This is a genomic window from Acinetobacter legionensis, assembly GCF_048551735.1.
Taxonomy (GTDB): Bacteria; Pseudomonadota; Gammaproteobacteria; order Pseudomonadales; family Moraxellaceae; genus Acinetobacter.
On sequence record NZ_JBIMBV010000008.1, the window covers coordinates 1 to 18693 of the forward strand.

Consider the following 18693-nt stretch of genomic DNA (forward strand, 5'->3'; position numbering starts at 1 on the left):
AATTAAATTAAATCAATATATTTCATAACTTTAAATCAAATTTTAGTTTAATTTATATTTATTGTTATACTGACCGCACCTTCCCACACTTCCGACATTCTCTCACCGTGAAGAAATCTGAATATTCCCAAACGTGACGACAGAAGATTTGTTTGATTCGGAGCATGTTGTTCTCCTTGGAATTAAAAAGGACGTGGTGATCTGCCACATCCTTGCCTTAGTTTACGATACTGATCAGCTCGGCAACTGATCTACCGCTACTCAACACAACAAACATCTCAAAGTTAGCTATTGATCCGCTCTGTGTCTTTCAATTCCATTGGTCGGGGAGTCACCGACGCTTTAAGGCTCTGAGGCTAACTCAATGTGTGACGAAATCACATTGGATTCAAACCGATTTATACGGCTGGTTTCTGCATCCCACCGTTTGCGCTTATAGCTGAACAAATTGTACAGCGTCACAAATCCAAGTTGCTTCTAAAGCTAACGATCTTTCATGAGCAGACCCTCAATAGATTACTTGTGCATGTCACAAGCACCTTTATAAAATTTAGACGTAAAAAAAGACGCCTAAGCGCCTTTATAAAAAATATTAAGATTAGATTTCTTGTTGATTATTTAAAGCATGCAACAAAGCTACTTCACGTCTATGCTCAAATAAGCCTTTGTATACATAAAATACTTCTACCTTATTTGATTTAGGGTTCATAAGTTCCATCAATTCATAAACTTCAGATCTTAATGGATTATCATGTGGGTCTACTTCAAATTTTCCAATATTCTCAACCCACTTACCCATCTCACTACCGCCAACACACAATATTTTTTTCAAAGCTATTCTCCAATTTTTTTCATCTGGAGATTTTTATCACATAGAGACAAAAAAGCCCACCTTTCGATGAGCCTATTCAATCTTTCCAAATAAGGGATAATCCCTTATTTGATCTGCCTTGCCAGCTTTTCAGCCTCGACAAACGCATCATGAAAACTTAATTTATCTGAAAACCAAAACTTATATGTCTTTTCACCAATTACGATTGACTGCTGAAAGTAATCATTCGGGCTTTTCTCTACAACCTGACCGTTCTGTTCGCCACCGATGCAAATATTCATGTGTTTTCCTATTTATCGGTGGGAGTGTAGCACTAAACGGTTTCTAAAAATGTCCAGACAAAAAAATACCCACGTATTGGAATAGATGGGTATGGAAATCAATTATTACGCGTAAAAAATAATACAATAATGATCAACAGAAGGACAAAAGCAATCATGAAAAACCAATTGATGCTCATTCAAATCCCTCCAAGAATAAGTTATTAGTACTATGAGTTACTAGAAAATAAGCTTAGTAAAAAAATACCCACTTAAGAGGTGGTCTAAGTGGGTTTAGAATCCAACTAGCTATTTACGCATAGTTTTCAACTATAACCAATATTTCATACTTTTCATTTAAACGCAAACTTTTTATTTAATTTAAGTCTCTTGTCATGCCCTGCCAAATAAAATTCACCTGCATAAAGCATGCTGTTGATTGAACTGCGACTCAATTTAAATCTTTCTGCCATCTGATCAAGGCTTAAACCACATACCCATTTTTCAATGAACAAGTTAATTGCTGGCCTTGCAAACTTGCATATTGTCTTTGAGTGCTTTAACTCATAGATCATTTTCTCAACCTGCAGCGCTTCAAAATCACTGATCTCAATAATTACCTGTTTTGAGTTAGGTCTTATTTTTGCTTCTTTTTCACGTGCTAACCAGTATATTTGATTGATTTCTAATTGATCAGGTTCATGCCCTCCACGCATACGGTTAATCGAGATCCATGCGCCATACTGCTTAAACCAATCTTCAAGGGTAAGCTTAGGCCAGTCCATAATTTCAATCTTAGAATTCATTTACTCACCACTGGAATTTGTTGGAAATCGCAACGAGCTGTACTTACACCACGTTTTAAATGTTCAGCTTCAGCATTTAAATTTTGGTCATTATTTGTCATGTTAATTTTCAAAACGGCAACCTTTCCTCATCTTCAGCTTTCAATAAGTGGTGATTTATATCGAGTGTGACAAATCGACAATGAGCTAAATCCGTTGCCAACCTGACTGTTCCAACTTCACCATTACGACATTTTGTAATAATGATTTCTGCAATCCCTTTCTCTTTACTATCCTTGTTGTAGTAATCATCTCGATAAATCATCATGATTACATCCGCATCTTGCTCGATTGCACCTGAATCACGTATATCAGAGTTTTTAGGGCGTTTATCTCCATTCTTTTCGACACCACGGCCGATCTGCACGAGTGAAATCACAGGGCAATTAAACTCAATGGCGATTTTTTTTAATCCATCAGAAATTGCAGCTATTTCTAAATCTTTACGGTTGGGCGCTTTAATCGGTGACTCGAGTTTTTGAAGGTAATCAACCAAGATAGCTCCAACTTCACCATATTGCGCTTTTACACGTCTTGCAGATCTTCGAATATCAGAAAGTGATGCACCTGGTTTCTCATCGATTTTAAGTGAAATGCTATCAATAATTACTTGAGCATTAGCCATTCGACTAAAAACTTCACCATCGGTCGTAACACCAGTTTTAACTACCTTGAAATTTACTTTTGCAATTGAACTAATCAACCGTTGAGAAATTGGTGCGCCTTTCATTTCCGCTGAAATAAACAAAGCAGGCTTCTTCTGACGTAATGCAATGTCTTGGGCAATGTTTTGAAGAAGTGTTGTTTTACCCATTGATGCACGAGCACCAATACAAATCAGATCACCGTTTTCAAGCTCCCCCAACATGTCATCCAAATCACGAAAACCTGTAGTGACACCCTTAACAATCGGCTTATTGTTATGCCAAGCTTCATGGCGAGCTACACACTCTTGCAATGCAATTTTTGAAAAGTATGAAGCATCCTGCAAGGTATCACCCTCATCATCCGAATCAATCTCATTGAGGATATTTTGAGCTAATGAAAGCGCTTGATCTGGACTTTGCTCAATATTGCGAGTTACTAGCTGAATTCTTTCACCAGCTTCATGAATTTTACGCCATACAGTTAATTCTCTTAACCTAACAATGTGCCCTTCAAGTTGTGATGGTAAGCAAACAATTGCTATAACTTCTTGAATATATTGCTCAGTGACCATCTTTGATTTTTGAAGGTCTAACCTAATTTGGTCCCACACCATAATCACATCAAACTGTTTCCCTTGAGCGTGTAATGCTTTGATTTCAGAAAATATGATTTTATGTTTTGGCGCATAAAAATTGTTTTCAGAGAGATCATCAACAAACTCGTCAACATTCCCATGTGAACCCATGAGAGACGACAAAACGGCTTGTTCGATTTGCAATGAGTAAAGATTATTTTCCATTAAGCATCTCCATTCCCATCGCTAAGTAATCTGTCTCAACCATCGTGAATTGAACTTGTTGTTCAGGTGGTTTGTTTTGGAGGTCATCATAATGAGGCTGTTGGGTTTGCTGCTCCACAGGGGGTACCATTTCAATGAACCGATCTAACTTACTTGCTTCACGGCAAATTAATTCAATATCTGTGTGTTTACGTTCAACGTGATAATCGGATTTAGAACACCCAATAATCCCTTGCTTGATTTGCTCAACTGAATAACCCTGCTTCAGCCTTGAGAGAATCTTGCTTTTGCGTTTGTCATCCAACACGGTTTGATTGGATTTACCAAATGTCGCTTTCCAAAACTCAAAAATTTCTTGAATCTCGTTTTTAAAGTTTTGATTTTTGGCTGGCTCAGGTTCACCGCTAGGTGGACATATGTTTTTATTATTTATATTATGTTCCCTTATATTATGTTCTGTTCCCTTAAGAGCATTTTCCAACGGAATTCCAGCGGAATCATTCTGTGATTCTTTTGGAATGATTTCGGAATCGCTAACCTGTTCTTTTGGAAAGTTATTGGAAGCAACTTGGTTTTCCGATATTTTTCGTGTGGAATCATTACTCCAATCACTAGGCATTCCAGCAAATATCCAAACATCAAGTGATGGAATGATGATTTGTTCATGCTCAGGAATTTGTTTATTTGCCTTGCGAATACGATCAGCAAACTTTTTATAACTGTACTCTCGTTTTGATTTCCAGCTCTCTAAAGCCTTTTCAGAAACCACAGGATGGTAATAGCGATTATCGTCACACAGTATCCAGCCATGCAAAGCCTCTTCCTTGAATTTTTCCCATTCCTTAACTACACGGCCAAATCCAGCTAGGTTAGATAACACTCGATCATCGTTAGGGATACTTCCAGCTGGCAATTGATGCCATGAAGCACACATCAACAAAAATCCTGCGCGAAATGCTTCAGCTTCAACGAGTGCTGTAAAATCACTATCTCGAAAGCGAACCACATCTAATGGCATATACTCAAAATCTCTAAGGTCTACATTTTCAAGAACTAGAGGTTTTGGAAGTTGTGAGTTATTTTCAGTTTCACTCATCATAATTTACCTTTAGCCTCGAACATTTTTCTATAAGCCGACTCAAAGCGATGGATTAATCCAAATTTGTACATGTTGATACGCAACTCTTCGCAAGTATCTGCAATTGATTTTGATTCTTCAGGCTTACAGATTCGAATAACGCCTAATGCATCCTCTAATTCAGTCTCAACCTTTTTGTATTCCTCAAGTGCATCTGAATAAGCCTCATGATCAATCCACCATTGGTCATCATTTGAACTTTCTAAATCTTGTGCTAATATCGATCTATTCATAGAGTCGTTCCTGTGATACAAACAACCTCCTTCTTTTCGAGCCGAAGGAGGTTTTTAATTTTTGGATTTTCTCTTAATTGGTTCGTTTCCCTTTGCTAAATCAAGAATTTGATATTCTCGAGCCAAAGGAATTCTTTCTTCATCCCATCCGCTAATAGCATTGTGTGTAATCCCTAATTTATCTGCTAATTCAGTCACAGACATTTTCACAAGAGACAGCGCTTCTGTTTTGGTCACTTATATTACCCTTGAGTAACTTTACTTACCATATTAAACTACATAAAACTTACCTCGTCAATTGGTAAGATAACTTACAAACTAATGGTTGAATCGATATGGAAACGCTTGGAACTCGTCTCAAAGAACTAAGAAAGAATAAAAAACTTACTCAACTGAATATCGCTGATGCATTAGGTGTATCTAAGACATCTGTGATTTACTGGGAAAAGGACGAAAACATACCTAAACATGAGAGTTTGACTGCTTTAGCAAAACTTTTAGATACTAGTACTGACTGGTTACTAACAGGTAAAGAATCGAATTCTTTCAAGCCATTAAGCTTTGATGAAATTAAAAAGAAATTTGGTGAGCCTAAAGCTGTAGTTGAAGATATTGAAAATGACAATGGTATTAGGTTTTACAACTATGGAGATCCAGTTCCTGAAGGGTACACTGCAATAGACTACTTTCCTGAGGTCAAAGCTAGTGCCGGGAATGGCTACATAAACCTTGAAGAAAGCAGCCCATATAAACTATTCATTGGTGATGCTGAACTCTTACATGCTGGCGCTAATGCACCACACTGCAAGATCATCAACGTAGACGGTGAAAGCATGATGCCTGATCTCTATCCAGATCAAAAAGTATCAATTGATATGTCAGCTACAAAAATTTATGACGGTGAAATTTACGCTTTTACTAGAGGAAGCGAACTCAAAATTAAGATTCTTTTTAATTGGGGTGAAGAGGGTCAAGGTGGTTTTAGGGCTGTTTCTAGAAACTTTGACAAAGTTCGCTTTCCTGATGAGTATTACTCACCTGCCCTAATAGAATCAGAGAATGTTCGTATTGTGGGTCAATTATGGTGGAAGCAAGAAGTTCGAAAAATTAGACGATAATATAATGAAAACCTTTTAACTAAGTTGAATCTATTTAACCCTGCTATATGCAGGGTTTTCTTTTGTTTGTTTAATCACATCAAGTAAGCTTTAAACTAAAAAAGTAATTTTAATTACTTTTATTATTGACAAGAAAAGTAAGTTAGATTACCTTTATTTCACAGAAACACAAAAAGCCCCACACTGTGGAGCTAATTTTAAAACTTAATGCTTTTCTCTGTTACCTACCAAAATTCCAGAGATGCATTGTTATAACTGGTGATTTATTATGAACCAAAAAACCAATATTAGTCAAGTTCGTGATTCAAACTCACTTGCTTTACTCGCAAAGAAATTTGATGAAACTTACGATGAGCAAGAGATTCCTTTAAAAGCTCTTTCGTTTTCAGCAACACTTAAAGAAATTGAAAGCCTATTTGATCCTGATTGCACTCATCTTCCTGATGGTGTACGCAAACCAACCCGATTAAGCCTTATTAATATTGCGTCCTTGCTACTTTTCAAAGTTGATCTGTTTGTTGCTGAGTTGAGTGAATCTGAGCTTAATAATGAAGATATTGAGTCGATAATGACCATTGTCCATGATCTATCTTTTGCTTTGAATGCTCTGGAAGCAACAACAATGGTGGACAGATTTGCAGCTGCTTTCGCACGTGGAATTTATCTTATTAGTGAAGATCTTATTAAGCTTGTAGAAAGTATTCCAGACCTCCTTAAAGCAAATGTAGAGGGGAATGCAAATGTCTAAGTCTCCTTTAAAAACCGTCACAATTGACGATTTGCAATTTGCAAATGTTGTTGCTCATAAAGACTTACAGTGGGTTGTTAATATCCTTGAGGATATTAAGCACAAAATCAAAGTAATTAAAGCTGATTGTGTGGAAAAAGGTGTACATCCTTACACGTTCAATAACCTTGAAACTTTCCTTGATATTAATGAATTCACAATGAAAAACCGTTGTGATTACTACGATCAGGAAGTGGAAGAAATTGGAATAGAGATTGATGCTTTGAACAAAGGAGCATCGGAATGAGTAAGACAACCTACAACCTGCCTAAACACTCACAAGATTGGCTTGCAAGTGTTCTAAAAAGTAAGCAGTACTTTCATTATTTTGCTGTTGCCTTTGAGGGTGACTTGTATCCAATGGGTAAATGGAATGCTCCTTTTTACACCGCAGAAGAAGCATTTCTATTCAAAGAGGAATTGCAAAAACAATTTCCAGATAAAACTTTTATGCGAGTTGAAGGTGGAATATATGCAAGCATAGCAGTAGAAGCAAAAAATGAAAATAAATACTGGAATGCTTGGATTAAAAAGCATTTAGAGCGTGTTGCTACACTTGAAAAGAATGGTGATTCCAATGACTGACCTTTCTAACCTACCAATCAAAACTAAACAACTGGCTTTTGTTTTGTGGCTACACAAGATTGGCTATAAAGGCGTTATTCGCCCATGTGGAACTTTCGAGTTTCAATGCCACGTTATAAATAAAAGATTCCCTAGGAACGTGAAAATCGCTCCTAACTGGAAATTCAATAAACCAGCACAACAACTTTACGCAGAATTTTTAGAACATCTAGGAGCACCAGAATGAAAAGATTAATTTTGCCATGGATCTTATTGCAATCAGCTTCAATTTGTTCAGCTAAAAATGATCATCGTAAATACTTAAATGGTGTCACTTTAATTGATGGCCATGTTGTGGCTACAGATGCAGAACGTGTTTTTTACTGCAAATATGATGAATTACCAAAACTTAAAAAGCCTTTAACTATTCCACTCAAGGCAATTAAAAACCTTGAGAAAAAACTAGATAAAACACACTCAAATTGTTTTGTTGAAGTTGTGCATCATACCGATGGTTTGGCTTTGAATGTAAATGATATTGATCCAGAGATATTTACCCCTGTTGAATCGATATTCCCTGCTGAATGGCAAGCAATGATTCCTCAAGATGATGGAATGCAATACAAGGGCGCATCACCTCATTTTCAATGGCGCCATATGGTTGATTTTCAGAAGATCAACAAGCTATTGGGTGCAACCAATCCAGATGACACATATCTAAAACCAACAGGTATAGACACCCCTGCCCATGTTTATTTTTATGGCAATGATTATTCAGGTGCCAAGGGTTTGATCATGCCGATTAATGGACGGGGTGAAGCGTAATGAAATTTAAGAAAACAATTGAGCTTCAGTACGACAATCTTAAAGCTACTGTACTGTGCAAGTCTAAACATGATGTGCGTTTTTATCTTACTGGTGTTTATGTGGGTGATGGTTTTGTGGCTGCTACTAATGGGCACATGGCTTTGATCTGTATTGAACCCGATACAGTTGGTATGGACGTAATCATACCAGGTGATGCAATTGATTCGTTAATTCGTAAAGTTGGCAATAAAAGCAAAATCAAAACCACTCTTTTGCATCAGATTGATGATGAATTTTGGTGCTTAAACCACGGCGGAAATTTTGAAATGTTTAGGCTTATTGAGGGTAAATATCCAGATATTAAGCGTGTTGATATTCCTAAACCTACAGAGATCCAATTTAAGTTTTACCCTAAGTTCAATCTTGAATATTTGAGTATTTTTCAGAAAGTAGCGAAAGTTTATAAACAGGCTTTCCCATCTTTCTACCCAACAACTGAAAACCATAGCGCATATGTAGAAATCACAAATGATGTGCACGGCATTTTAATACCTCTCAGGGTTTAAGGGTGAATCTATGTCTAAATTCAAAATCGGTGACATTATCCGAGCTAAGAAAGGAGTTATTCAACTCCCCCCAATGGTGAAAGTTAAAAATAAACAATCACTTAGCTCAAATAAACTTACAAATGTATTTGAGTTCACAGGTGAGCAAGGTAAACGTGATTGCGAAGTGATGTTTGCTGAGCTGAATTTAGATATGAGCAAATTTGCTCATATCTACACCGATAATATCGGTTCAGTTCAAATTGGTAAAAATACTCTATCATTAATTTTCTGGACTGAAAAAGGTGTAAGTATCCAACCTCAAATTGAGGATGGGATTAAATCGGCAAATGAAATTGTATTTGCCGAGTTTGAAATAGATGCGCTCAGTTTTGAGCACATCTATTTAGACACCACAAAGCAAAGCAACCTTGGAAGTAACAAGGAGATCAAAGCATGAACGCATTAGTGAATTTAAATACTGTTTCAGTCTCAAGTTTAGATATTGCAGAATTGGTTAAAACTGAGCACCGCAATGTAAAAATATCAATTGAAAGATTGATGGAAAAAGGCGTAATCCGACATACGCCAATGACGAATGTCGAAAAAATCAATAACTTAGGATTTTCAATTCAAGTCGGTGTTTATATTTTTGAGGGAGAACAAGGCAAGCTAGACTCAATCACTGTAGTCGCTCAACTCTGTCCTGAGTTTACTGCAGCTTTAGTCAAACGCTGGTATGAATTGGAAAACCAAAAACCAAGAGAATTAACTCGATTAGAAATATTGCAGATTGCTTTGCATGCCGAGCAAGAGAACCAAGTTCTACACGAAAAAGTTGAAATTCTTGAACCTAAGGCAAAAGCGCTCGATACCATCGCTAATACCGAGGGTACATACAACATTCGTGAATGTGCCAAAACAATTGGTATAGGTGAACGCAAGTTAGTCGATTTACTACTTAAAAAGAAATGGATCTATCGCGAGGAAAGTGGTCGTTTACAGCCATATGCCACCAAACGTGCTGAAGGTATTTTTATAAATCGACCTTCACCCGTTGTTACTAACAAGTATACAGGTGAAGAACAAGTTCATTTACATATGCGCATAACTGCTTATGGATTAACAAAAATCGCTGAATTGGTAAATAATTTTTTTAGTGAGGATGGTGTGGAATGAATACATTAAAGGAACAATTGGACCATGCTCAAGGCGTAGCTGAATTGGCGACTAGTGTAATTTGTAGCCTTATTGCATTAATTGAGTCTCAAGACATAGATATTTCAGATGTTGAATGCTCTGTCTGCACTGAGGGTGATCAGCAGATAGGCAACAAAATTACATTGCGGCAATTAACAAATGTAGTGCTGGATGAACTGAATACGGTTAAAGTGTTGGAAGGTGTGGAATGAGTGAAACTAAAATGATCAGTATCCCTGAAAACGAACTTGAATCATTACTTGATCGTGTTTGTCGAAAAGCAATCCGAGAGGCATTTGCAGAACAGGAAGATGAGTTTTTAAATATTAAACAAATTTGCGATCGTATTTCTGGTTTGTCTTGGTACACGTTTAAGAACTTGGCCAAAGAAAAAAATCTAGTGAGTATTAATGGTAAATACTCACTAAAAGCAGTTAAAGACGCGATGCGATCTGAGTAGCTGTTGGGTTGTAATAGATCATTGCCCTTTTAGGGTCTACCCATCCAAACATCTTACATAAATCAAGCAGTGGCAACTTTAGAGCAATTCGGGTTGCTGCTGTATGTCTGGTGTCATGAAAAACGATATCAAGCAAGTTTGCTTTAATCCTTGCACACATAAAATTGTAGCTCGCCATCCCAGGGGAATAATTAAACACCTTCCCGGACTTCTTTACGCCAATACCAGTAATCAACTCAATCGCAGTATTGCTTAATGGGACCTCTCGTGGGCGCCCGTTCTTAGTGGTTTTTAAATACAAGTATTGTTTATCAATAAATATGCGTTCCCATTCAAGCCCACATATCTCCGCTTGTCGCATGCCTGTTTCAAGTGCAATCAGAAAGATTGTTCGTAACTCGTCATCTAGGTATGGGAGTAATGTTTCTACTTCATATTCTGAGATTACTTTTTCACGATGTGCTGAAGCTGCAGGTAATTTAACCTCAAACATAGGGGATTTTTTTAGCCACAATTTTGTATCGATACACCACGTAAACATTGCTGATAATATCTGCATTTCGCGGCGTACTGTTGCAGAAGCAACCTCTTCAAGTCTGGATTCCCGATATAAAACTAAATACTCCTTATCCACACTATCAATAGGGATATCTACCTTCATGATTCTAAGAAATTGATTTATTCGGTTTCGCTCTCGATCAGCACCTTTTTTATTAATAGAAACATTATCTCTATATTGCTCAAGCGCATCTCTTAAGGTTATGTGGCAGTAATCATTTTTTCTTTCATTGCGTAACTGGATCTCTAATGCTTGGGCCCATGCTTTAGCATCACGCATAGTGGTAAACGTTTGGGATTGTGACGGATGAGGTTTGATTCTTACGGTAGCCGTAACCCCTTTCTTCCTTTTTTGATATGTTGCCATTTTAAATTCAATCCAGTTGCAATGTTGCACGTTTGTTGCATTTGATTTTAAATAATATCGAATAATTAGTACAATGAAATTTAAATCAATTCAGTAAAGATATGATTTTTATTTATTTTATAATTTTAAATTAAATACCATTAAAAACAAAAGGCGCATTGAGCGCCTTTGGATTTAAATCTTAGATTAAGCAGGAATATCACGGATAGATGCTTTGCGAATTGCTTCTTTAAGGGCGTCATAGCCATGAATTGGTGGGAACTGTGGAAATTCACGAATCACATTTTCAGGCGCATCAAATAAGAAACCATGATCAGCTTCACCCAACATTGTTGTATCGTTATACGAATCGCCTGCTGCGATGACACGGTAATTTAGACCATGTAATGCTTTTACAGCTTCACGCTTTTGATCAGGTTGACGCAATTTATACGCAGTGATCATACCATTTTCATCAGTTTCTAATTTATGACAGAAAATTGTTGGCCAACCTAACTGTTGCATCAACGGATGTGCAAACTCATAAAATGTATCTGAAAGAATAATCAACTGAAAATGGGTACGTAACCATTCTACAAACTCTTTTGCACCCGGAAATGGCCCCATGTCTGCAATCACAGCTTGAATGTCATTTAAGCCTAGACCATGCTGTTTAAGAATATTTAAGCGTTGAGTCATCAACACATCGTAGTCAGGGATATCACGAGTTGTTGCTTCTAATTCTTTGATTCCTGTTTTTTTAGCAAAATTGATCCAGATTTCTGGTACCAATACACCCTCAAGATCAAGACATACGATTTCCATGGGTTCTCCCAAATGTCAGTTAAAAATTTTGGGCTTATCATAGCACTAAAGTTTAAAAAGAATGCTGAAAGTTTTTACAGCAAATCTATTTCATTTGGTTATGCATAAGGCTTGTAAATGTTTACAAATCTGTTTTATTCATAAGCATTTTAATTAATCTGCTAAGTGGCATATTTCATTTACTTTAAAATATCTTGATTGTCAAAAGCAGCAATTCACAGAAGTTGAATTGAGCTAATTTTTGCCAAAATGCTTAAATTCAAATATCTTTTGAATATGTTTACGAAAAATGTAGCTTCAAGCTAACTGCCAGGAGCAGATATGACCGCCATTCCAACCATAGATCTTGTGGACGCACTTGCGACTGAGTATGCCGACAAATCACCTTCTGAAATTTTAGAACTTGCGCTTTCTCAGGAAGGTGAAATTGCAATTTCATTTTCTGGCGCAGAAGACGTTGTTCTTATCGATATGGCACATAATTTAGGCAAACCATTTCGTGTTTTTAGTTTAGATACAGGCCGTTTACATCCTGAAACCTATCAATTTCTTGAAACAGTTCGTAAGCACTATGGGATTAAAATTGAAATTTGCTTTCCTGAAGCTGATGCCGTTCAACAATTGGTTAATGAAAAAGGCTTATTTAGTTTCTATCAAGATGATCATAAAGAATGCTGTGGTATTCGTAAAGTTCAGCCCTTACGTAAAAAATTAGCCACTTTAGATGGCTGGATCACAGGACAACGCAAAGATCAAAGTCCAGGCACACGTACAGAAATACCAGTTATTCAAGTGGATAGTGGTTTTTCTGGTGAAGGGAAACAACTAATTAAATATAATCCATTGGCAAATTGGTCCAGTGCGGATGTATGGAACTATATTCGTATGATGGAGATTCCTTATAATCCATTACATGAAAAGGGTTTTATCTCAATTGGCTGTGAACCATGTACCCGTCCAGTATTGCCAAATCAACATGAACGCGAAGGCCGTTGGTGGTGGGAAGAAGCAACGCATAAAGAATGTGGCTTACATGCAGGTAACTTAAAAAAGTAATAGTAGAAAAAGTCATGAAAACTCATGGCTTCTTATTAACTTATCGTTCATCGAAATGCTTGGATTTTACGCTTAGAAAAGTTTTATACTAAGATTTGTTGATATTTCCCCTATAGCTTGCGTTGTGGGCTAGAGTTGAGTAGGTAACGACATGTAAAAATAGCAATACTATTTTCAAGTTTCATCACACAGACTGAGATAATTTTAGCTATACACTGAGTATCTACAAAGCACTGCTTTGTCGGCACCACAAGACGCAGCGATGTACAAATTGTTTTCCAACATGTCATCGTTGTAACCATGGATGAATGATCAACAGACCCAAGTTACACGGTTCTATAATTCTAACAATTCACCAACTCATAAATGAGTTGTGGTAGAAATTGCAGTGAGGCAATCCAAGACTATGCGCCCATTACACCCCATTGATTTTATTTTTTTAAATTTAGAAAAACGTCAACAACCCATGCATGTTGGTGGGTTATTCTTATTTGAAATACCCGAACATGCGCCTTCTACATTCATTCAAGATCTCGTTGCGGATATTCGTAACTCAAAATCTATCCCGGTCCCACCTTTTAACAATCGCTTAAGTGGTATGTTTTGGGATGAAGATGAAGAATTTGATATTGATCATCATTTCCGTCATATCGCATTACCTCATCCAGGACGTATCCGTGAATTATTGATTTATATTTCACAAGAACACAGTTCACTGATTGACCGAGCAAAGCCACTTTGGACTTGTCATATTATTGAAGGCATTGAAGGCAATCGTTTTGCCATGTACTTTAAAATCCACCATGCCATGATTGATGGTGTAGCAGGTATGCGTCTTTTAGAAAAATCATTTTCAAAAGATGCTGATTCCAAAACCATTATTCCTCCTTGGTGTGTCGAAGGTAAACGTGCAAAACGTTTAAAGGAAACCAAACTGGATAAAGCTAAAAAAATATTCTCTGCACTAAAAGGACAAGTTGAAGCAGCCCCCAAGGTCACCCAAGAGCTATTCCAAACTGTATTTAAAGAAATGGGGAAAAACCCCGATTATGTTTCAAGCTTTCAAGCACCCAGTAGTTTATTTAACCAACGCGTAAGTTCATCACGTCGTTTCGCTGCCCAGTCCTTTGAACTTGACCGTTTCAGAGATATTTCCAAAGCTCTTGGCGTCACGATTAATGATGTAGTACTGGCTGTCTGTGCGGGCGCGTTACGTGATTATTTAATCACACAAGAGGCTTTACCGAAAAAGCCACTGATTGCAATGGTTCCTGCCTCATTACGTGATGATGACTCAGATATGAGTAATCGTATCACCATGATTTTGGCAAATTTAGGAACCCATAAAGAGAGTCCGTTAGAACGTTTAGACATCATTAAGCGCAGTGTACAAAATGCAAAAAATCGTTTTAAACGTATGAGTTCCGATCAAATCTTAAACTATAGTGCTTTCGTTTTTGGTGCAGCAGGCATCAATATTGCATCAGGACTTATGCCAAAGCGTCAGGCATTTAATGTGATTATTTCCAATGTACCTGGACCACGTGAACCTTTGTATTGGAATGGCGCTAAATTAGATGCCCTATACCCTGTTTCAATTGTTTTGGATGGTCAAGCACTGAATATCACCATGACTAGTTATTTAGACAAATTAGAAGTGGGTTTAACCGGTTGCCGTAAATCTCTGCCTAAATTGCAAAATCTTCTGACTCATTTAGAAAATGAAATCCAAAAATTTGAGCACATTATTGCTGAGAAAAATGCAGTTGAACTTGCCGATAAAAAGCCAAATGCTCAAACAAAAGCAGATACTCAAGCCAAACTGAAAGAATCTATTGCCGAACGAAAGTCAGTATAAGATTTTATAATTGATTTTATTTTAGGGTTAATTTAAATATAAAACATAAATTGATTCAAAATTAAGGGGCTAATTAATGCCCCTTAATCTTTAACATTACGACACTTGTTTAACAGTTGATGACAGACATTTACAACCATGTCTTTGGTAATTTTCACTTCTTGACCATTGTCATCTAACATGACACATGTATTTTTAGGTTGGCTTTCCAATACATGTTTTATACTACGACTGATTAATTGTTCACTTACACTCATTTTTTGACCTCACTTGCTAAGACTGTGGAAGGGAGAAAGTCTTTGGCTACCTTTGTAATCTAGTATTGTGAAATCAGTCCTAAAAGTAAAATTTCAGATGTAACAACTGTTTAACGATATCCTGTTACAATTTCAACTTAAAATGATATCGTATTGCTCTTGCGTGTATAAATTTTCTACTTGGAATTTAATCACACGATTAATAAAATGCTCTAAATCCGCGACTGCTGGGGCTTCCGCAGTGAGCAGGCGATCAATTACAGATGGATGACCTATAACAGTAAAGCCACTCTTAGACTCATAAGCACGGGTATATCTTAAGATTTCTCGAAAAATTTCGTAACATACTGTCTCAGCTGTTTTCACAAATCCGCGCCCTTGACATGTTGGGCATGATTCACACAACAAATGCTCCAAAGATTCACGTGTACGTTTACGTGTCATTTCAACTAAGCCAAGTTCGGAAACTTGAGTAATTTTAGTTTTTGCATGGTCACGTTCAAGCATTTTATCAAATTGATTCATGACCTCTTCACGATGTACAGCTTCCTGCATATCAATGAAGTCGATAATAATAATGCCACCCAAATTACGTAAACGTAATTGGCGTGCAATCACTTGAGTTGCTTCCATATTGGTTTTAAACACAGTGTCTTCTAGTGTACGACCACCGACATAGGAACCTGTATTGACATCAATTGTAGTCATCGCCTCAGTCTGATCAATCATCAGATAACCACCCGACTTCAATGCAACTCGGGTTTGTAATGCTTTTTGAATATCTTCTTCGACATTGTACAAATCAAAAAGTGGACGTTCACCAGGATAATGCTGCAAACGGCTTTCCATACTCGGTACAAATTCACAAACGAACTCTTGCAACTTGGCATGTATTTCTCTTGAATCGACATAAATCGTTGCCGTATCATCATTGGCTAAGTCGCGAATAACACGTTGTGGTAAAGGAAGCTCTTCAAAAATCAACGAAGGAACTGCAATAATTTTTTGTTTTTTCTGAATAAATTCCCAAAGCTTGGCTAAATACGCCATATCTTGAGCAATTGAAGCCTCTTCAATGCCTTCAGCAGCTGTACGTACAATGACCGAACCAGGCAACTTATGCTCACTTTGAATCCTTTCAATCATTGAACGTAAACGGTCACGCTCTTCTTCAGACTCAATCCGCTGTGATACCCCAATATGGCTGCCATATGGCATCAAAACAAGATAACGAGATGGGATAGAAAGATCTGTACTCAGTCGTGCACCTTTAGTACCCAACATATCTTTCATCACTTGAACTGTCAGAATTTGACCGGGTTGTAATAACTCAAAGACATTCGGCGTAGGTTGATTACGCGACCAAATCATATCATTGATATGTAAGAATGCAGTACGTGATAAGCCAATATCCACAAAGGCTGCTTGCATCCCTGGAAGTACACGGACAACTTTTCCTTTATAAATATTCCCGACTAACCCGCGTTTAACAGTCCGCTCAACAAACAGTTCGTTAACCGTACCATTTTGAATTAGCGCCACACGACATTCCATAGGTGTGACGTTAATCAATAACTCGTCAGACATAACTAAACTCAAAACATTATAAAAATTCTTTTCAGCAGTTAATTTAGTGCCTCAACTGCGCTGATCTATACGATCAAGTAACTGTATCGTTTCATGTAACGGTAGCCCAACCACATTGCTATAACTACCATTTATACCTATCACATACTTTGCCGCAATGCCTTGAATTGCATATGCGCCAGCTTTCCCCAAAGGTTCACCTGTAGCCCAATATTCTTCCATATCATTCAGACTGAATTGTTGGAACTCAACTTGCGTGCGAACCACGACACTCAATAATTGATGTGCATTTGCAACGCAAACACCTGTCAATACTTCATGTTTTTGACCTGACAATAATGTCCATATTTCAAAAGCATGCTGCTTAGATGTTGGCTTACCAATAATTTGATTGGCAAAAACCAAGCTTGTATCTGCTGCAATGACAGTGCTTTGCGGGTACAATTTCAATACCACTTTGGCTTTGCTTTCAGCCAAACGTTGTACATACTGCTCAATCTGTTCATGCTCTAAGACAGATTCATCAATATCTGGGCTGTGGATGCTAAAATCCAAGCCCACTTGTAAAAGCAGCTCTTTACGCCTTGGCGAGCCTGAGGCCAGAATTAAATGCGCCATCTTCTTAATAAATAATAAAGAACTGGCCAGCAAAAAATACTCGAAACCAATGTCTGCCAATGACGGGTAATCGAAAAATGCGTACCTGCCATCACTTGTGCCATAAAGGTAAATACCAAATGTGCTAGGATTGCAAACATACTAATAATCCAAAGATTACTAAATGTCAGCACACGTCTTTCTCGAATAAAATAACGAGTTAAAAATGCAATCAGCACATAGCTCAACGCATTCATCCCCAAAGGTGCATCTAATAATAGATCGGTAAATAGACCCATGGTAAATGCAAACCAAATTCCACACCATGTAGGTTGACACAACACCCAAAACAGCATGATCAAAAACATATATAGTGGTCGCCATCCTGCTATCGCATAGGACATCGGATACACCACTAAAATTGAACCAATAATAATGGATACAACAATGATCCATAATGGATCTTTACGTTGCTTTTCAGAAGGTAATCTTTTAGCGATCAACATTTGGCTGCTCCATCGCTAAAGAATCTGAGAAAAGTACCACAACATGATGACCGCCTGCTAATTGTGCAGCTGGAACCACATCAATTTGCGCAAACTCACCCGTGTTGTGACGCATAACTTTAGATACTGAACCGACCAAATAACCGGCTGGAAAATGTTGACCTAAGCCTGAACTATAGACCTTATCACCCACTTTGATATTGGCACTTGTTGGAACATATTCCATTTTCAAATGTCCTAAATCACCAGTACCCGTCACGATGGCGCGCATACCTGAGCTTTCTAAACGTACAGATAAAGAATGTTCTTTATCGGAAAGTAACATAACGCGACTACTATGGGGATAGACGTTGATGATTTGCCCCATGATTCCTTTATCATCTAAAACTGTTTGCCCGACTTTTAAATGATTAGCTTCACCGCGGTTGATGATAATGATATGGCGCAATGGGTCAGCATCGGTTCCAATCACTTCTGCAATTTCCATACGCCCATCGATAATCAATGGCGTATCAAGCAAACCACGTAAACGGGTATTTTCAGCAGAAAGTTCAGAGAGTTTTTGCAGACGTACTTGAGCCTGAAGCAATTCAGCTTGCATCGCAGTATTTTCACGACGTAACTGAGCCTCAGATTTAGTTTGTTGATTTAGCCATTCTTTCGACAATACAGGATAACTTGCTAAGGCATAAATTGGATTATATGCCGCATACAAGACATCTCTTGCCGGTTGAATCACTTGTGGCATGCGCCAGTTAAAAAACAGCACTACCAAACAAGTGATGACCGCAATGATGAACGAGCGAAAAGATGGCGGTTGTCTTGAAAAGAGATTCGGTTGCACCGCCTCATCCTTAAACTTAATCG

27 protein-coding genes are annotated in these 18693 nt (G+C 37.5%); 13 read left to right on the forward strand and 14 right to left on the reverse strand.

The annotated features are described in order from the left end of the window. Positions 1 to 598 precede the first annotated feature (598 nt). The 7 genes from ACG9ZL_RS08710 to ACG9ZL_RS08740 form a co-directional block, all read right to left on the reverse strand. Positions 599 to 832, reverse strand: coding sequence for a hypothetical protein (locus ACG9ZL_RS08710; protein ID WP_004823308.1), 234 nt, complete (start codon positions 830 to 832; stop codon positions 599 to 601). Positions 833 to 936: 104 nt separating this feature from the next. Further along, complete coding sequence (locus ACG9ZL_RS08715; RefSeq protein ID WP_004823309.1) at positions 937 to 1113, reverse strand: hypothetical protein; 177 nt, start codon at positions 1111 to 1113, stop codon at positions 937 to 939. Between the two features lie 332 nt (positions 1114 to 1445). After that, positions 1446 to 1898: a hypothetical protein gene (locus tag ACG9ZL_RS08720; RefSeq protein WP_004823310.1), complete on the reverse strand. Its 453-nt coding sequence runs from the start codon at positions 1896 to 1898 to the stop codon at positions 1446 to 1448. A 109-nt stretch (positions 1899 to 2007) separates the two neighbouring features. Further along, the gene (locus tag ACG9ZL_RS08725) at positions 2008 to 3384 is read right to left on the reverse strand and encodes a replicative DNA helicase (protein ID WP_244013603.1); all 1377 of its coding nucleotides are present in this window, start codon (positions 3382 to 3384) and stop codon (positions 2008 to 2010) included. Then, the gene (locus ACG9ZL_RS08730; RefSeq protein ID WP_244013605.1) at positions 3374 to 4483 is read right to left on the reverse strand and encodes a DUF1376 domain-containing protein; all 1110 of its coding nucleotides are present in this window, start codon (positions 4481 to 4483) and stop codon (positions 3374 to 3376) included. The genes ACG9ZL_RS08725 and ACG9ZL_RS08730 overlap by 11 nt, the downstream gene beginning before the upstream one ends. Beyond that, positions 4480 to 4755 carry a hypothetical protein gene (locus ACG9ZL_RS08735; RefSeq protein WP_244013607.1) on the reverse strand — a complete coding sequence of 92 codons (276 nt, stop codon included), beginning with the start codon at positions 4753 to 4755 and terminating at the stop codon, positions 4480 to 4482. Before ACG9ZL_RS08735 ends, ACG9ZL_RS08730 begins: the two co-directional genes overlap by 4 nt. A 54-nt stretch (positions 4756 to 4809) precedes the next feature. Continuing rightward, positions 4810 to 4992: a helix-turn-helix domain-containing protein gene (locus ACG9ZL_RS08740; protein WP_244013608.1), complete on the reverse strand. Its 183-nt coding sequence runs from the start codon at positions 4990 to 4992 to the stop codon at positions 4810 to 4812. A gap of 98 nt (positions 4993 to 5090) precedes the next feature. Between ACG9ZL_RS08740 and ACG9ZL_RS08745 the strand changes: the two genes are divergently transcribed. The 11 genes from ACG9ZL_RS08745 to ACG9ZL_RS08795 all read left to right on the forward strand — a co-directional run bounded on the left by ACG9ZL_RS08745 (position 5091) and on the right by ACG9ZL_RS08795 (position 10236). Then, complete coding sequence (locus tag ACG9ZL_RS08745) at positions 5091 to 5873, forward strand: XRE family transcriptional regulator (RefSeq protein ID WP_244013610.1); 783 nt, start codon at positions 5091 to 5093, stop codon at positions 5871 to 5873. A 268-nt stretch (positions 5874 to 6141) separates the two neighbouring features. Then, positions 6142 to 6621 carry a hypothetical protein gene (locus ACG9ZL_RS08750; RefSeq protein WP_244013611.1) on the forward strand — a complete coding sequence of 160 codons (480 nt, stop codon included), beginning with the start codon at positions 6142 to 6144 and terminating at the stop codon, positions 6619 to 6621. Then, the gene (locus ACG9ZL_RS08755) at positions 6614 to 6907 is read left to right on the forward strand and encodes a hypothetical protein (RefSeq protein WP_244013613.1); all 294 of its coding nucleotides are present in this window, start codon (positions 6614 to 6616) and stop codon (positions 6905 to 6907) included. Before ACG9ZL_RS08750 ends, ACG9ZL_RS08755 begins: the two co-directional genes overlap by 8 nt. Further along, the gene (locus tag ACG9ZL_RS08760) at positions 6904 to 7245 is read left to right on the forward strand and encodes a hypothetical protein (RefSeq protein ID WP_244013615.1); all 342 of its coding nucleotides are present in this window, start codon (positions 6904 to 6906) and stop codon (positions 7243 to 7245) included. The genes ACG9ZL_RS08755 and ACG9ZL_RS08760 overlap by 4 nt, the downstream gene beginning before the upstream one ends. Then, complete coding sequence (locus tag ACG9ZL_RS08765) at positions 7238 to 7471, forward strand: hypothetical protein (RefSeq protein WP_035371059.1); 234 nt, start codon at positions 7238 to 7240, stop codon at positions 7469 to 7471. The genes ACG9ZL_RS08760 and ACG9ZL_RS08765 overlap by 8 nt, the downstream gene beginning before the upstream one ends. Then, complete coding sequence (locus ACG9ZL_RS08770) at positions 7468 to 8049, forward strand: hypothetical protein (RefSeq protein ID WP_004823323.1); 582 nt, start codon at positions 7468 to 7470, stop codon at positions 8047 to 8049. The genes ACG9ZL_RS08765 and ACG9ZL_RS08770 overlap by 4 nt, the downstream gene beginning before the upstream one ends. After that, a complete protein-coding gene (locus tag ACG9ZL_RS08775) occupies positions 8049 to 8597 on the forward strand; it encodes a beta clamp domain-containing protein (protein ID WP_004823326.1) in 549 nt (182 codons plus the stop codon). Before ACG9ZL_RS08770 ends, ACG9ZL_RS08775 begins: the two co-directional genes overlap by 1 nt. Positions 8598 to 8607: 10 nt before the next feature. Next, positions 8608 to 9036: a hypothetical protein gene (locus ACG9ZL_RS08780; protein WP_004823328.1), complete on the forward strand. Its 429-nt coding sequence runs from the start codon at positions 8608 to 8610 to the stop codon at positions 9034 to 9036. Further along, complete coding sequence (locus ACG9ZL_RS08785) at positions 9033 to 9755, forward strand: phage antirepressor KilAC domain-containing protein (protein ID WP_004823329.1); 723 nt, start codon at positions 9033 to 9035, stop codon at positions 9753 to 9755. Before ACG9ZL_RS08780 ends, ACG9ZL_RS08785 begins: the two co-directional genes overlap by 4 nt. Beyond that, the gene (locus tag ACG9ZL_RS08790) at positions 9752 to 9988 is read left to right on the forward strand and encodes a hypothetical protein (protein ID WP_004823330.1); all 237 of its coding nucleotides are present in this window, start codon (positions 9752 to 9754) and stop codon (positions 9986 to 9988) included. Before ACG9ZL_RS08785 ends, ACG9ZL_RS08790 begins: the two co-directional genes overlap by 4 nt. After that, positions 9985 to 10236, forward strand: coding sequence for a hypothetical protein (locus tag ACG9ZL_RS08795; protein WP_004823333.1), 252 nt, complete (start codon positions 9985 to 9987; stop codon positions 10234 to 10236). The genes ACG9ZL_RS08790 and ACG9ZL_RS08795 overlap by 4 nt, the downstream gene beginning before the upstream one ends. On the opposite strand, the gene ACG9ZL_RS08800 is transcribed toward ACG9ZL_RS08795, so the two are convergent. Beyond that, positions 10211 to 11161 carry a tyrosine-type recombinase/integrase gene (locus ACG9ZL_RS08800; protein ID WP_004823334.1) on the reverse strand — a complete coding sequence of 317 codons (951 nt, stop codon included), beginning with the start codon at positions 11159 to 11161 and terminating at the stop codon, positions 10211 to 10213. The two genes, ACG9ZL_RS08795 and ACG9ZL_RS08800, sit on opposite strands and share 26 nt — an antisense overlap. A gap of 186 nt (positions 11162 to 11347) precedes the next feature. After that, a complete protein-coding gene (gene thrH / locus ACG9ZL_RS08805; RefSeq protein WP_004717409.1) occupies positions 11348 to 11965 on the reverse strand; it encodes a bifunctional phosphoserine phosphatase/homoserine phosphotransferase ThrH in 618 nt (205 codons plus the stop codon). Positions 11966 to 12286: 321 nt separating this feature from the next. Between thrH and ACG9ZL_RS08810 the strand changes: the two genes are divergently transcribed. After that, positions 12287 to 13021, forward strand: coding sequence for a phosphoadenylyl-sulfate reductase (locus ACG9ZL_RS08810; RefSeq protein ID WP_336951854.1), 735 nt, complete (start codon positions 12287 to 12289; stop codon positions 13019 to 13021). A gap of 406 nt (positions 13022 to 13427) precedes the next feature. Then, the gene (locus ACG9ZL_RS08815) at positions 13428 to 14879 is read left to right on the forward strand and encodes a WS/DGAT/MGAT family O-acyltransferase (RefSeq protein ID WP_336951856.1); all 1452 of its coding nucleotides are present in this window, start codon (positions 13428 to 13430) and stop codon (positions 14877 to 14879) included. Between the two features lie 83 nt (positions 14880 to 14962). Here the strand turns inward: ACG9ZL_RS08815 and ACG9ZL_RS08820 are convergent, their stop codons facing one another. From ACG9ZL_RS08820 to mreC, 5 genes are all read right to left on the reverse strand, one after another. Continuing rightward, the gene (locus tag ACG9ZL_RS08820; RefSeq protein WP_004717412.1) at positions 14963 to 15136 is read right to left on the reverse strand and encodes a PA1571 family protein; all 174 of its coding nucleotides are present in this window, start codon (positions 15134 to 15136) and stop codon (positions 14963 to 14965) included. A 132-nt stretch (positions 15137 to 15268) separates the two neighbouring features. Beyond that, positions 15269 to 16723 carry a ribonuclease G gene (rng, locus tag ACG9ZL_RS08825; protein ID WP_336951858.1) on the reverse strand — a complete coding sequence of 485 codons (1455 nt, stop codon included), beginning with the start codon at positions 16721 to 16723 and terminating at the stop codon, positions 15269 to 15271. A gap of 51 nt (positions 16724 to 16774) precedes the next feature. Continuing rightward, the gene (locus ACG9ZL_RS08830) at positions 16775 to 17341 is read right to left on the reverse strand and encodes a Maf family nucleotide pyrophosphatase (RefSeq protein WP_336951859.1); all 567 of its coding nucleotides are present in this window, start codon (positions 17339 to 17341) and stop codon (positions 16775 to 16777) included. After that, the gene (mreD, locus tag ACG9ZL_RS08835; RefSeq protein WP_336951861.1) at positions 17329 to 17826 is read right to left on the reverse strand and encodes a rod shape-determining protein MreD; all 498 of its coding nucleotides are present in this window, start codon (positions 17824 to 17826) and stop codon (positions 17329 to 17331) included. The genes ACG9ZL_RS08830 and mreD overlap by 13 nt, the downstream gene beginning before the upstream one ends. Continuing rightward, positions 17813 to 18670: a rod shape-determining protein MreC gene (mreC, locus tag ACG9ZL_RS08840; RefSeq protein WP_004717416.1), complete on the reverse strand. Its 858-nt coding sequence runs from the start codon at positions 18668 to 18670 to the stop codon at positions 17813 to 17815. Before mreC ends, mreD begins: the two co-directional genes overlap by 14 nt. Positions 18671 to 18693 lie beyond the last annotated feature (23 nt).